General features: G+C 33.0%; 14 protein-coding genes. 9 read left to right on the top strand and 5 right to left on the bottom strand.

Features of this window, described 5'->3' with window-relative positions; genetic code table 11:
• Nucleotides 1–39: 39 nt before the first annotated feature.
• From C6H31_RS03660 to C6H31_RS03670, 3 genes are all read right to left on the bottom strand, one after another.
• Nucleotides 40–1,014 (bottom strand): asparaginase, encoded by a 975-nt coding sequence (locus C6H31_RS03660; RefSeq protein WP_104697469.1) that lies wholly within the window; start codon nt 1,012–1,014, stop codon nt 40–42.
• A 100-nt stretch (nt 1,015–1,114) separates the two neighbouring features.
• Nucleotides 1,115–1,831: an outer membrane beta-barrel protein gene (locus tag C6H31_RS03665; RefSeq protein ID WP_104697470.1), complete on the bottom strand. Its 717-nt coding sequence runs from the start codon at nt 1,829–1,831 to the stop codon at nt 1,115–1,117.
• Nucleotides 1,832–1,909: 78 nt separating this feature from the next.
• Nucleotides 1,910–2,554 (bottom strand): outer membrane beta-barrel protein, encoded by a 645-nt coding sequence (locus tag C6H31_RS03670; RefSeq protein WP_104697471.1) that lies wholly within the window; start codon nt 2,552–2,554, stop codon nt 1,910–1,912.
• A gap of 417 nt (nt 2,555–2,971) precedes the next feature.
• Between C6H31_RS03670 and C6H31_RS03675 the strand changes: the two genes are divergently transcribed.
• The 4 genes from C6H31_RS03675 to C6H31_RS03690 are packed head-to-tail and all read left to right on the top strand — an operon-like array spanning nt 2,972 to nt 8,642.
• Nucleotides 2,972–4,303 carry a TolC family protein gene (locus C6H31_RS03675; RefSeq protein WP_104697472.1) on the top strand — a complete coding sequence of 444 codons (1,332 nt, stop codon included), beginning with the start codon at nt 2,972–2,974 and terminating at the stop codon, nt 4,301–4,303.
• Between the two features lie 3 nt (nt 4,304–4,306).
• The gene (locus C6H31_RS03680; RefSeq protein ID WP_104697473.1) at nt 4,307–5,011 is read left to right on the top strand and encodes an HlyD family efflux transporter periplasmic adaptor subunit; all 705 of its coding nucleotides are present in this window, start codon (nt 4,307–4,309) and stop codon (nt 5,009–5,011) included.
• Complete coding sequence (locus C6H31_RS03685) at nt 5,011–8,091, top strand: efflux RND transporter permease subunit (RefSeq protein WP_104697474.1); 3,081 nt, start codon at nt 5,011–5,013, stop codon at nt 8,089–8,091. The genes C6H31_RS03680 and C6H31_RS03685 overlap by 1 nt, the downstream gene beginning before the upstream one ends.
• Nucleotides 8,088–8,642, top strand: a complete 555-nt coding sequence (locus tag C6H31_RS03690) for an outer membrane beta-barrel protein (RefSeq protein WP_104697475.1) — start codon at nt 8,088–8,090, stop codon at nt 8,640–8,642. Before C6H31_RS03685 ends, C6H31_RS03690 begins: the two co-directional genes overlap by 4 nt.
• Here the strand turns inward: C6H31_RS03690 and dapF are convergent.
• Nucleotides 8,639–9,403 carry a diaminopimelate epimerase gene (gene dapF / locus C6H31_RS03695; protein WP_104697476.1) on the bottom strand — a complete coding sequence of 255 codons (765 nt, stop codon included), beginning with the start codon at nt 9,401–9,403 and terminating at the stop codon, nt 8,639–8,641. The two genes, C6H31_RS03690 and dapF, sit on opposite strands and share 4 nt — an antisense overlap.
• A gap of 98 nt (nt 9,404–9,501) precedes the next feature.
• Between dapF and C6H31_RS03700 the strand changes: the two genes are divergently transcribed.
• Nucleotides 9,502–10,542, top strand: a complete 1,041-nt coding sequence (locus tag C6H31_RS03700; RefSeq protein ID WP_233709965.1) for an AI-2E family transporter — start codon at nt 9,502–9,504, stop codon at nt 10,540–10,542.
• Between the two features lie 69 nt (nt 10,543–10,611).
• Nucleotides 10,612–11,109 carry a thiol peroxidase gene (gene tpx / locus C6H31_RS03705; RefSeq protein WP_104697477.1) on the top strand — a complete coding sequence of 166 codons (498 nt, stop codon included), beginning with the start codon at nt 10,612–10,614 and terminating at the stop codon, nt 11,107–11,109.
• Here tpx and C6H31_RS03710 read toward each other — a convergent pair.
• Nucleotides 11,103–12,281 carry an FtsW/RodA/SpoVE family cell cycle protein gene (locus C6H31_RS03710; protein ID WP_104697478.1) on the bottom strand — a complete coding sequence of 393 codons (1,179 nt, stop codon included), beginning with the start codon at nt 12,279–12,281 and terminating at the stop codon, nt 11,103–11,105. The two genes, tpx and C6H31_RS03710, sit on opposite strands and share 7 nt — an antisense overlap.
• Nucleotides 12,282–12,431: 150 nt before the next feature.
• Here C6H31_RS03710 and flgB point away from each other — a divergent pair, with 150 nt between their 5' ends.
• From flgB to fliE, 3 genes are read left to right on the top strand one after another with little or no spacing between them, the layout of a single operon-like run.
• On the top strand, nt 12,432–12,869 hold the full coding sequence (gene flgB / locus C6H31_RS03715; protein ID WP_104697479.1) for a flagellar basal body rod protein FlgB: 438 nt from the start codon (nt 12,432–12,434) through the stop codon (nt 12,867–12,869).
• 26 nt (nt 12,870–12,895) lie between these two features.
• Entirely contained in the window at nt 12,896–13,390 is a 495-nt protein-coding gene (gene flgC, locus C6H31_RS03720) for a flagellar basal body rod protein FlgC (RefSeq protein ID WP_104697480.1), read from the top strand.
• A gap of 17 nt (nt 13,391–13,407) precedes the next feature.
• Complete coding sequence (gene fliE, locus C6H31_RS03725) at nt 13,408–13,710, top strand: flagellar hook-basal body complex protein FliE (protein WP_104697481.1); 303 nt, start codon at nt 13,408–13,410, stop codon at nt 13,708–13,710.
• Nucleotides 13,711–13,717: the final 7 nt, after the last annotated feature.

Below are 13,717 nucleotides of genomic sequence, written 5' to 3' on the forward strand. Positions count from 1 at the left end.
AAAATGCTCTGAATTTTAACAAAAGTTTAAAAATAAGATTTATCTTTGTGTGATTAGATCACGATAAGAAATAAAATCCTCTGTATTTAGATTGGAATTTAGCAAGACATAGAGTAAGATTCTTGCCTTTTTTGCTTGGAGCCATCTACTCATAATAACATTTTTGCTTTGAAGATCAATTTCTCCACCATCATAACCATAAGTTTTAATAGCACTTGGACCTTGGTGTGTCCTTGCACACATAATTACAGGAATTTGCTTTGCAATTTCTTCTATAATGGGCAGAGATTTTAAATGCGTATGGCCTGCTCCATAACCCTCTATAACAATTCCATCATAGTTTTGACTAGCCCATTGTAATATTTTTTCCTCATCATCAAGCTTGTGCTCATAAGCAAAAACTTTTTTATTAGAGAGCGTGAAGTTTGAATAGATGGGCATAAGCTTAGGTAGGTAAAAAAACTCTACATTTTCTTCCAAAACCACCCCAATTTCCTTGCCAAAAGAACTAAAGGTTTCAAGCGATAGACTATGGGTTTTTTGTAGCCATAAAGGATGGTGAATTGTATGATTCATAACAACCATTACACCTTTGGATTGCGAATGCAAGGCAACTAGAAGGGAGCAATATAGATTTGAGATTCCATCTGAACCAATGGAATTTGCTCCCTTCATTGCTCCTGTAAAGATTAAAGGTGCTTCCAATTCCCACAACAAGCTTAAAAAGAAAGCACTTTCCTCAAGAGTATCAGTTCCTTGGGTAATAATAATGGCATTAGATCCATTTTTTATTTCATCTTTAGCCCATTGATAGACTTTGAATAGATGTGAAAAACTAATATTGGCACTTGCAATCGAAAAAAGTAAAGAGGGCTTGATTTTTATAGAATCTGGAAGTTGTGGCAGTGCTTGAATAAGATCATTGGCTCCTAGTGTTGGAGTAATTCCTTCATTGGAATGATTTTTTGTCATTGAAATGGTTCCACCAATAGAGCCAATAGAAATCTGAAACATAGATCAACCAACCATATCATAAAGTAATAGGGCTGGTATTGTATAAATTCTTATGTGGAATGTCAATATTTAGATAATGGACAGACTAAAAATCTTAAGTTTAGAAAATAAACCTATATCCTACATTGAAAGTCACATTTGCTAGATTCATATTTCCTCCAATAAGTGGAAAACTACTGATAGAAGCAATGGGTAACTTAGCAACAAACTCCAAACGGTGATGATTTGCAATTAGCGCTGTAAAACCAACCCTTCCGGCAAAATTCATCAAAACTCTACTGGTTAAAGCACTATTTGTGTAGAGAGAATAAGCTTGAATAAAATTGGATAAAAAATCAGACATTGGAAGCATATCAAAGTCGTCTATATTTATTTCTTTAAGGTAGTTTAGACGATAATAAACATCCATACCAATGCCTCCAATAAATCCAAGATCAACATGGCTTGATTTCAAAAAATTTACTAAAAAATCAAAATACAAACTAGTGTTTATGAGATTAAATTGTGCTTTAATGGAATCAAAGTGTTGAGTCATTTGATTGTATCCTGCTAAAAAATCAAGCCTGATACCAAAATAATCCCCAAAAAAGCTCTCTGTACCAATACTTAAAGAAGTGTTAAAACCCTTAAGAGAATCACTAAACGCACTCGGAATAATGCTAGGTTTAGCAACTACAAATAATGTCCCATCCTTGCTTAGATCTTGATAGGTTGCAGAACCAAGATAACCTCCCTCAATACCCACAAAGAATCTTGCTTGAACTGCTGTAGTAAAAATACACAATAAAAAAAATAATACGACGTGGTATTTTCTCATAGAATCCCTTTTTTATGCAGAGCAGATAGATATACAGACTTGGAGAAACTTCCTAAGTCTGTTAAAAATAAGCTTATTTTAGAATACTACTTTGTAACCTACTCCTACAGTTACATTAAGAGGAACGGTTGTTCCACCAAGAGAGCTTCCAAAACCTACAGAAGCAAAAGGTATTTTAGCAAGTAATTCAAGCCTATTGTGACCTCCTAGTAACATACTAATACCAACTCTTCCAGAAAAGTCCATCAAATTGTTGCTAGCCACTGATTTATACGCAGAATTTTTGTTAAGCCAATAGTGATAACCTGCCTCAACTCCTCCAAATATACCAAAGCTTGTTTGACCATTATTAAAGGCATTTACGATCAAATCAAGATTTAATCCAGCATCGATAAAATCACTGCCAATTTTTGTATTGCCAATTTTTTTATTCGCGTATGTGTAACCTCCAAAAATTGCAGATCTTACACCAAAATAGTTTCCAAAAAAGTGTTCTGTTCCTAATGTTAATGCCGCACTATAGCCATAAGAATCCTTGAAAGCATCAGTCAATAAACTTGGACCAAAAGCTGTTGCATATGCACCCGAGCGATTTGCCTTCATACTTGTCGCATTAAAAGATGTTACAGTATAACCTCCCTCAATACCCACAAAGAATCTCGCTTGAGCAATACTTGCTAAGCTTAAACTAGCTAATGCTAGTGATAATATTTTCTTTTTCATATTTAACCCCTTAATACTTCAAAAAATTAACCCCTCCCCTCCAACCATTATATCGTATAAAATTTCATAAGATTAAAGCAGAAGTGTAATAAATAACTTGAACCATTGATATTAGGGCATATTCTTAATTTTTTACTGGAATAATTTTTAGATTTTTTTGGTCTAAAACTTAAACTTCTGTAAATTCTTATTTACATTTTTACTACATTAGCAATTCTTAAGATGGATTTTTAGATCTTTGGTTTGATAAAAAAACTTCAACCGATTTTTTGCTAGTCCTTTAGTTGTTGTCATAGAAAAACATCTAACCAAAAATAAAAATCATTGTATATGCAACTATATTTAATATAAATTTTTGGTAGAATTCCACCTTATATTATTTTTTTATAACTAAACACAAAAAGACTAGGAGAACAGATGTTTGCGAGAAATAGAGTAGTTTTTTTTAAAGTCCTCTTTATTGCTAGTTTCGTTTTTGCACAATCTCAGCAGGATATTGCATCTGATCTAAGTATTATGTCTGACATCCAAAAGATGCAGAAAAATGTAAAAGACAAATATACTTTAAAGGAATTAATTAAAGCATCAGATTCTAATTATTCAATACAAGCCAAAGTTTTGAGTGTAGTTCAGGCAAAAAGAGGTATTTTGGTCGCAAAAGGAATGTTCTTACCATCTTTGGATCTAGACTATTCTTTTCAAAATGTTTATAGGAACACACAAACAGATTCCCAATATGATATGCAGAATGCAAATGCTAAGTTAAAACTAAATTTGTTTAATGGACTTGCCGACTTAAATACAGTGCGTGAAAAAAATGCAACTTACCTATCCACCCTCTCTGATGAGGAATATACAAGACAAAGTATCTACTTGCAAGTTTTGCAACAGTATTATGGCTATTTTGATAATCTCTCCAAGCTTATTTCCTTGCAAAAAAAGCTTGAGCAGATTAGTTCTGATGTTCAAAGAGTGGAAAAGCTCTATTCTCAAGGTCTCACTCCTATTGATAATCTTGAGTCGCTTCGAGCACAAGCTTCATTGAGTAAATATCAGATTGCGGATGCCCAGATGTCTGTGGAGCAAAATAAATTAATGCTTGAATATCTTACAAACTTAAAAATAGGGGGATTGATTTATGAAAAGATGTCTTTGCCTGAATTTAAGATTCAAGATAGAAGTGATATTGTCTCTTTAAGACAGCAGATCAATGCTCAAATTTTTCAAAATAAGCAGTTGCATTATTTTCCTACCGTAGATCTTAATAATACTTTTACCTATAATATTCAAAAGCCAGCCTATGTATCAAGAAATCCAGCCTTTTCTGCCCTCTATCCTGATATGCAAAATGTAGTGAGTATCACCGTAACTTTAAAGTTACTTGATGATGTTGGTTTAACATTTCAAAAGCAATATTTAAAGGCAGGGCAACTTGCCAATGAAAAACTTCTTGCTTATAAGAGATTGGAGCAAAAAAAGGATGAGGAGCTTTATAGAAAAACTTTAGAAATAGCAAAGAAAAAGATTCAATCTGCAAGAGATAATCTTAAATCTGCAAATATTGCCTATGCAAATATAAAGAAAAAATATGAGGCTAATTTGATTAACTTCACAGACTATTTACAGGCGTTAAGTACAAAATTTGACGCAGAATCAACCTTTAATCAAAGTTTAAATAATTATGAGTTGCAAAAAGCAAACTACATTTTTTATAGCGGACAAAAAATAAAAGACTTTATCAAGGAGTAGTATATGAAAATTTTAAGACAGCTTATTCTTGTAGCATCTAGTATTGGTTTTATGTTTTCAGCAGAGGTTTATGCACTTTTTAATGTTAAAGCAGTTCAAGATGCAAAACTTACTCTAGATAGTTCTGGGACTATTGATCAAATCAAGGTAGATGTTGGAAGTGTTGTAAAGAGGGGTGAGGTTTTGTTGAAGTTGGCAAATCAAGATAGGATTGCCCAAACATTGGCGGTTAAACAACAATTTATTTTTGCAAAGAATCAATATAATCGTTATAGTAAAACAGGCGCTGCTGTCGACAAAAATACACTTGAGCAATATTACTCAAACTATAAAAAGCTTGAAGCTGATTATAAATATTATAAGGCTCTTCTTGATAAAACCACTTTATTAGCTCCTTTTGATGGCGTGATTGCAGAAAAAAATGTTGAGTTGGGTGATGGGGTTGGACAAAATACTACAACGCTTTTTAGATTGGTTAGTCACGAAAAAAAATTTGTAATTGAATTTGATTCTAGATATTTGAATGATGTAAGAGTTGGGGACATTTTTTATTACTCTATTGAGGGAGGTAATAAGAAAGAGAAGGCTGTGATCACAAAAATTTACCCTACTATTAATGAAGATACACGCAAAATGACTGCTGAAGCAAAGGCTAGTAATGATATGACACCGGGTATTTTTGGTGATGGTTTTATAAGGACTAAGTAATGTATAAGTTTGCAATTAAACGCCCAGTTACTACATTAATGTTTGCCCTTGCGGTGATGTTTTTTGGAATTCTAGGACTTAATAGGATTCCTGTTTCATTATTTCCAAATGTAGATTTTCCTATTATTGTGGTTTCTACTTCCTATCCGGGGGCAAGTGCAGAAATTATAGAGAGTAAGGTAACTGATAAGATAGAAGAGGCTGTAATGGGAATTGATGGCCTAAAAACTATCAAATCAAATAGTGCAAGGAATGTGAGTTTAGTAATTGCAGAATTCCAACTTGAAAAGCCTATTCAAGAAGCAATGACAGATATGATTGGTCAAATTTCATCTATCAAATTTGATGATTCTAATATTCAGCAACCTGCATTAAAGAAGTTTAATACTAGTGGTCAGGCTGTTATTTCTTTGTTTATGAGCTCTAAGACAAAGTCTAGTGCAGAATTGATGAAGCATGCAGATTTAGTGGTAAAGCCAATGCTTCAAAAAATCTCAGGAGTTGGTGGAGTTCAGCTTAGTGGATATAGAGAAAGACAAATCAGGGTTTATGTAAATCCAGTTTTGATGAATAAATACAATCTTACCTATAATACTGTCTTTAATACATTGGGACAAGAAAATATTGAGGTTAATGGTGGAAAAATTGATAATGGGACCAAAGATTTCACAATTACTGTAGATGCAAATGGATATAGCATTGAAGATATTAGCAATATTAGAGTAGGTAATAATATTAAACTTGGTGATATTGCAGTAATTGAAGATGGGCTTGAAGAAGAAACTACTTATGCAACTTATAACAATGAGCCTGGGGTAATATTCCAGATACAAAAGGTTTCTGGTGCAAATGATATTGAAATTGCCAATGGGGTTTATGATGCTTTAGAAAACATCAAAACAGTGAGTGAAGGTTATGAGATAAGACCTTTTTTGGATACAACAACATATATTAGAAGTTCTATTAAAGATGTTGAATTTGATCTTATTTTGGGTGGTGTTCTTGCAGTATTAATTGTATTTTTATTCTTGCGCAGTGTTACAATTACACTTGTTGCAGCAGTGAGCTTGCCTGTTTCTATTTTAGGAACTTTTGCACTGATTCAGATGATGGGATATTCTCTTAATATGCTAACAATGATGGCCCTGACTCTAGCAATTGGTATTATTATAGATGATGCGATTGTTGTGATTGAAAATATTCACAAAAAGCTTGAACAAGGAATGCCAAGAAAGAAGGCCGCTTATGAGGGGGTAAAAGAAATTGCATTTGCAATTATTGCAATTTCAGCAATGTTGCTTTCTGTGTTTATCCCTATAGGTAATATGTCAGGAATTATGGGTCGATTCTTTGAGAGCTTTGGGGTTACAGTAGCTTTAGCAGTTGTTATCTCATATTTTGTGGTAATTACGGTAATTCCTATGGTGAGCTCATTGATTGTGAGTTCAGAGCAATCTAAATTTTATCATTGGAGTGAGCCATTTTTTGAAAAAATGCAAAATACTTATGCCAAGGTTTTAAATTTTGTATTAAGACAAAGAGTGGTATTTATCGTTCTTGTTGTTGCAATTTTTAGTCTTTCTTTATACTTTGCAAAATCTTTGGGTGGAGAGTTTATGTTACAAGAAGATAAGTCAGAGTTTTATGTTTGGGTTGAAACAAAACCAGGTATTAGTATCCAAGATATGAAACAAAGGACTGAGGCACTTAGACAGATTGTTGGTGAGAATCCAGATGTGGAATATACCACAGCAGAGGTTGGATATGGATCAATACAAAGTGTCTTTAAATCAAGAATTTATGTATCTTTAAAGCCAATTTCACAGAGAAAAAAGACGCAATTTGAAATAATGAAAGAGGTTCAAAGTGAGCTTAAGGCTACCAAAGTAGCACAAGGGTTAAATCTCTTTACTTCAGAAGTGCCAACATTGGGTGGAGGAGACAATACACCATTCCAAGTTACGGTATTTGCTCCAAACCAAGAGCTTGTGGATAAAAGTGTTGAAAAACTTAGGGCAATACTTTTAGAATCAGATGTCTTAAAAGGAAAGGTTGGGAATTATCATACAAGCACATCAGATATCCAACCAGAGTATAAGATTACTATATTGCGTCAATATGCAGATAAATATGGTATTAGTGCTAGTACAATTGGTAGTGTTATTAATGCAGCATTTTCAGGATCTACTCAGGCAGCCTATTTTAAGGAGAATGGTAAAGAGTATAAAATTACAATGCGTGTTCCAAATGACCAAAGAGTTTCTGTTGAGGATATTAAAAAATTACAGGTTAAGAATGCAAGTGGGCAGTTAATGTTTTTAGATGGATTGATTGATATTGAAGTCTCTCAAGCACCATCGCTAATAAGTCGCTTTAGTAGGCAAAGAAGCGTAACAGTTTATGCTGCGCCAATCCAAAATTCTGGAATCTCTTTACAAGATATTGTTCAAGAAACTACAAAGCCAGAAGTTTTATCACAATGGCTTGAACCAGGAGCAAATTATGCTTTGAGTGGAGAATCGGATAATATGGCAGAAGCGGTAGTGTCATTTGGTGTTGCAGTTATTACTGCTTTTATTTTAATTTATCTCATTCTTGCAGCCTTATATGAATCTTTGCTTGAGCCTTTAATTATTATGATAACAATGCCTTTATCTTTTGCGGGAGCATTTTTTGCCCTCAAGTTTGCTAATCAACCCTTTAGTATTTTTTCATTTATGGGATTGATTTTGCTTATTGGAATTGTGGGTAAAAATGCAACATTATTAATTGATGTGGCAAATGAAAGAAGAAAGCAGTTTGGGGATGGCATTTATGAAGCAATCTTATATGCAGGGGAGTCTCGACTTAGGCCAATTTTGATGACAACAATTGCAATGGTATTTGGTATGCTACCTTTAGCAATTGCGACAGGTAGTGGCTATGCAATGAAATCGCCCATTGGTATTTCAATGATTGGAGGTTTATTACTTTCAATGTTTTTAAGTTTGCTGATTGTTCCGATTTTATATACACTTGTTGCACCAATTGATGATAAAGTTAAAAGACTTTATCAATCTAAGAAGAAAAAGAAGAAATGAAAAAAAGGTTATGTGTACTTTTAGTTTTTTTAAGCATTGTTTCCCTTGGGGCATATGATAGAAATAATATTTTTGTAGGTTTTGGGATAGGGATAAATGATAACTTTTCTCAAAAAAAACATACTCTAATACCAAGTTGGTATTTACTTGGGGGGTATGAGTTTAAGCCATTAAGAGAGATTTCGATAATGGCTTATATTGAATCTTCAATTGGGTTAAAACCCAGTGGATTGGCAACCAAAGTCAATTTACAAGTTTCTCTTAATGCAGATTTTGTACTTGAGGCTCAAATTAGTGAAAAGGCTAGATTGGGAGGATATGGCGGAATTGGGTTTGGCTATTCAAGAGAAGAAAATGCAATTGTGATTGAGAATATAACAAGTAATGAAGTCCAAAATAAAGGTCTGATGTTTTTAAATGCGGGGATTCAAAGCTGTATTGATGAGAGTCACCTCATAAGGCTTGGAATGAAATACCCCTTTGACTTAAAGTCAATTACGGAGAATATGAGGCTTATTCAGGTTTTTCTATCCTATGCTTATAAATTTTAGATTATACAAGTAGCAATATATTTTACTTTCCCCTCAAAACTAATTTCATTATTGTTTATAAAAAATACAAGTTCCTCTTTACTAGGTGGAATACATGTTATTTTGGTATCCATTTGAAATAGGTGATGTCCTACAACACAAGCAGCTCCCATTCCTGTTCCACAAGCCAATGTTATGTTTTCTACCCCTCTTTCATATGTATGGACATAAAGTTTATGATTATTCTCTTTATAAACAATATTAATATTTGCATTATAGAGATTTCTTAGTTGTTCTAATTCTTGTGTTTTATGTAAAGGTAGATTTTTTAGTTGCTGTGTAAAAATAACCAAATGAGGTACCCCTGTGTCAATAAGATAGGCCATATCTCCATAGAAGCTTTTAAGATTTAATGATGTGATTGGGCTAAACTTTCCTAGGTTACTTAGGACATTAAAGCCTTTAACTTCTATTTTTATTAACAAATCAGTAGCTAAAAATGTATGTTTTCTTGGAGCTAGTTTATGTTTGAAGGCATAATGTCCCACACATCTGCTTGCATTGCCACACATTTTTGCATAGGATCCATCGGAGTTGAAAAACAACCATTCATAGGCATAAGTTAAATGTGGTTTTAATATAATCAATCCATCTGCACCAATGCCAAGATTTCTATTGCAAAGCTCCTTAGCAAGGTTTGCTATTTGTTTTGGATTTGTAGATTGATAAAAGTGGGTAATTAAAAAATCATTTCCACTGCCAGAATATTTTTCTAAAATCATTTACTTGGCCTATTAAAAAAATTTTTTCTTAATTATAAACTAAAAGACTATAATTGCTACTTATCATCAGTCAGATAGAATGTTTTAAAGGTAGGATTTTGCAAAGAAAGTATTTTTTTACCATTCTTGTTTTTGGAATGCTTGCAGGTATGCTCTATCTCTATAAGAGTTTTTTAATGAGTTTTTTGGTTGCTAGTTTGATTTGTATTGCAACTTTTAATATAAAAGTAAGCCTAGATAAAATTTGTAGAGTTAATCTTTTAAGCACTTTATTAAGTGTTTTATTTCTTTTAATGTTTTTGATTTTACCTCTTATATTTTTGTTGCAACAAGCAATGATATTTTTTAGAAATTTTAAACCCGAACAGTTTTCTAGTTATATTGAGGCAAGTAAAACAGGTATTATTAAGGTGCTAGATTTATTATCTTTTTTACAACCTCATTTAGAGATTATAAAAACAAAGTTATCTACGCAAAATATTATGGACTATATTTTTTTGATCAGTTCATATATTGGAAAAGAGGGGATTTATTTTGTTGTGGATATTTGTTTTATTGTAATTTTTTTATTTTTCTTATTTTATTATGGGAGAAGCATTTATATAAATTTTTTGCGCTTCATTCCCCTAAACATTCACCAAACACACGAGATTTTTGAGGAAGTAAGTGGGGTTTTAAAAATTGTACTTTTTACTTCTTTTATAAATGTATTATTGCAGGGTGTGGCTTTTAGTATTTTGGTTTATTGTTTTGGCTATAACAATGCTATGTTGCTAGGAGTTTTATATGGAATTGCTTCCTTGATTCCTGTAGTAGGTGGTGCATTGGTTTGGATTCCAGTTGTAGGCTATGAACTTTATTTTGGACATATTAATCAAGCCATTTTTATAGCTCTTTATTCTTTGGTATTTATTGGATTTTTTATTGATAATGTGATTAAGCCTTTTATTATTGGGTTTGTAAATAAGAGAATCTTGAAAAAGCCATTGAAGCTCAATGAAATTATCATATTTTTTGCAATTTTTGCCGGATTTTCTTCTTTTGGATTTTGGGGAATTATTGTAGGACCTGCAATCACTGCTCTGTTTATCTCTTTGGTTCGATTTTTTCAAAAAACAAAAAGGTTTAGTGATATTTGAGAAAATATATTAGAATCTTTGGTGCTAAATGAGACTTTAGTTATATAAATTCGTAAAAGGAAAAATGATATGAAAGTAAAATTTCAAGGACAAGATGTTTTATTAGAAGGAAATGTAAAAAATGTAGGTGATGTTGCTCCAGAAGTAAGTTTGGTGAGCAAGGATTTAACTGAAGTTAAAGTGGGAGGCGCCCAAGGATTTTATCAAATTATTAATATTGTTCCAAGCCTTGATACAGGAGTTTGTGCTACTCAAACAAGAACTTTTAATAAAAAAGCTTCAGAGATTAAGAATGCAAAAGTATTTGTTGTTTCAATGGATTTGCCTTTTGCTCAGGGGAGATTTTGCTCAACAGAGGGAATTGCTAACTTAGAAGTGCTAAGCGATTTTAGAAGAAAAGAGTTTGCTAGTAAGTATGGAGTTTTAATTGCTGAGGGACCACTAGAGGGAATTTTAACAAGGGGAGTGATTGTAGTAGATCCTCAAGGAAAGATTGTATATCAGGAAATTTGTTCAGAAATTACAAATGAACCAGACTATGAGGCTCCATTAAAGAGCATTCAATAAAGATTCTTTGCCTTTTTTGATAAGGCTAAGACAAGTCCTATTGCAATACAATTAGCAAGCAGTGAGCTTCCTCCATATGTTAAGAATGGGACTGCAATCCCCTTTAAGGGGATAATAGATGCAATCCCCCAAGCATTGATTAGGAGTGAAAAAGAAATCATTAATCCAGTACCCATACAAAAGAGAAAATGAGGCATTTGCTCCATTCTGTTTGCAATTTTAAAGATTCTAAAAACAATAACAAAAAACAATAAAAAACAAAATCCAAGTCCTATAAGACCAGCTTCTTCGGCAATTCCAGCTAGTACCATATCAGTATGCACATCACTTAAAAAACCAAGTTTTATAGTGCCTTGACCAATACCTTGTCCAGTAATTCCACCATTTTGAATTGCCTGCGTTGCATTGAGAATTTGGTAGGGTTCTGGCAAGTTCTCTGTTTTAATAAAGTTTGCAACATTCTTTGGGAGAATAGCCAAAATAGGATCTTGAACACCAGACCACCAAGTTTTAATCCTATTTAATCTGTGTGGTTTATAAACTACGCTCATTGCAATTCCTATGATTGCTAAAAGAGTCATAGAACTAATTACTCTAAAGCTACCACCAGAGAGTAGTATCATCCCTGCCATAACAATACCAAGCAAAACAGTCTGCCCTAAATCATTTTGAAAAATTGCTACAAAAACAAAAACAAGTGCTAGTAGAAAACCATAGGGCAAAATCTTTGAGAATTCTTCTAAAAAACGCATACTGACACTAGTTTTGCTTTGATATTTTCTTGTTAAACTCCAGGATAAAAACCAGATAAAGCCTATTTTGAAAAATTCAATAGGGGCTATTGCAATAGGAAAAAATGGCAATTTGATCCATCTTCTAGCTCCACTTATAGTAGGAGCAATGCTTTCAGGAAGAAAGATAAAAAAAACAATCAGGGTAGAAAAGATTGCAAGAAAGATAATGCCAATTTTCCCCAAAACCTTGTCCATATCAAAATAAGAAATTCCCCACATCAAAAAAATACCAATTAGGGCTATGACAAATTCCCTTGAAAAAAAATGCATAGGACTGTAATGATAAAGTATTGTAGGATATGTGGAGAGGGAATAGCTCATAATCGTTCCAACTGTGATTAGTATTGTAGTATAGATAAAGAGCTTAGTATCTGCCATAAGAACCTCAAGGGATTAGATTTTGCTTTTGTTGTAGTAAGTGATTCTACCAAAAACTTAATAACTTCATATCCTTAGGATTGTAATAATATAGCAATAAAACGGAATAATATTTGCTTGTATATTTTTAACTTGAAGTTAGGAGTGACCTTGTTAGATTCTACATTTGAAAGTTCAAAGGCTTATTCTTTAGTTTATAAGGCTTTAGATTATCGTTCATTAAGACAAGATTTAATAGCAAGTAATATTGCAAATGTGGATACGCCCTTTTATAGACCCAAGGATATTGACTTTGAACATTATTTATCTAGAGAGAAGGAAAGGATATTTAACTACCAACAATCTCAAGAGTTGCCAATGGCTCAAACGTCAAAAAAACATCTCAAAGGAAAGGAAATGTATCCCAATGAGGCAACTTTTTTCTTTAGAGATGGGCATTTGGCCAGAAATGATGGAAATAGTGTAGATCTAGATGTGGAAACAAGTGAGATGGGAAAAAATAGTGTAATGTATCAGGCACTTACTGCGGCTTTAAAGAAGCATAAAGGAATTTTTGCTTATGCAGTAGATTCTGGAAAGAACTTATAAGATTTTAGTGAAGTAGAGGAGTTATTATGTCATTTTTATCAAGTTTTGATATTAGTGGGTATGGGTTATCTGCGCAAAGATTTAGAACTAACATCATCTCAAGTAATATTGCAAATGCAAACACCACAAGAACAGCAGAGGGTGGTCCATACAGGAGACAAGAAGTTGTTTTTAAAGCTTTTGATTTTAATGAAGTTTTAAATAAGAAATTGGCTAAGGACAATGGACATCTAAAATATGAGGATCCTTTGGATGAGGGAGATTTCGCTATATTACCAAAACCTGCTATAATGAGCGTCTATGTGGATAAGGTTGTTAGGGATGACAGGGAGCCATTGATGAAATATGATCCAAGTCATCCTGATGCAAATGCGCAGGGATATGTTGCATATCCAAATGTAAATCCAGTTGTGGAAATGGCTGATTTGGTAGAAGCAACTAGAGCTTATCAGGCTAATGTTGCAGCTTTTCAGAGTGCAAAGAATATGGCAAATAATGCTATTATGATGTTGCAAGCTTAGTTTTTAAGTGAGAAAGAATGGAAAAAGTTCAAATAAATAAAATATCAGATTTAAATTCTCTTAATCGCTCTTCTGTTGGCAAAGTAAATGGAGCTAATGGAAATGACTTCACAAAACTACTAAAAAAGTCAATTGATGAGTTAAATGAAACACAAGAGGCTTCTGATAAGGCTTTAGCGGATATGGCAACAGGGCAAGTAAAAGATTTGCATCAAGCAGCCATAGCAATTGGTAAGGCTGAAACTAACATGAAATTAATGCTAGAGGTGAGGAATAAAGCCATCAGCGCATATAAAGAGATTTTAAGAACGCAAGTCTAGTGTTGCA

This window comes from Helicobacter sp. 'house sparrow 1', assembly GCF_900199585.1.
GTDB lineage: Bacteria > Campylobacterota > Campylobacteria > Campylobacterales > Helicobacteraceae > Helicobacter_H.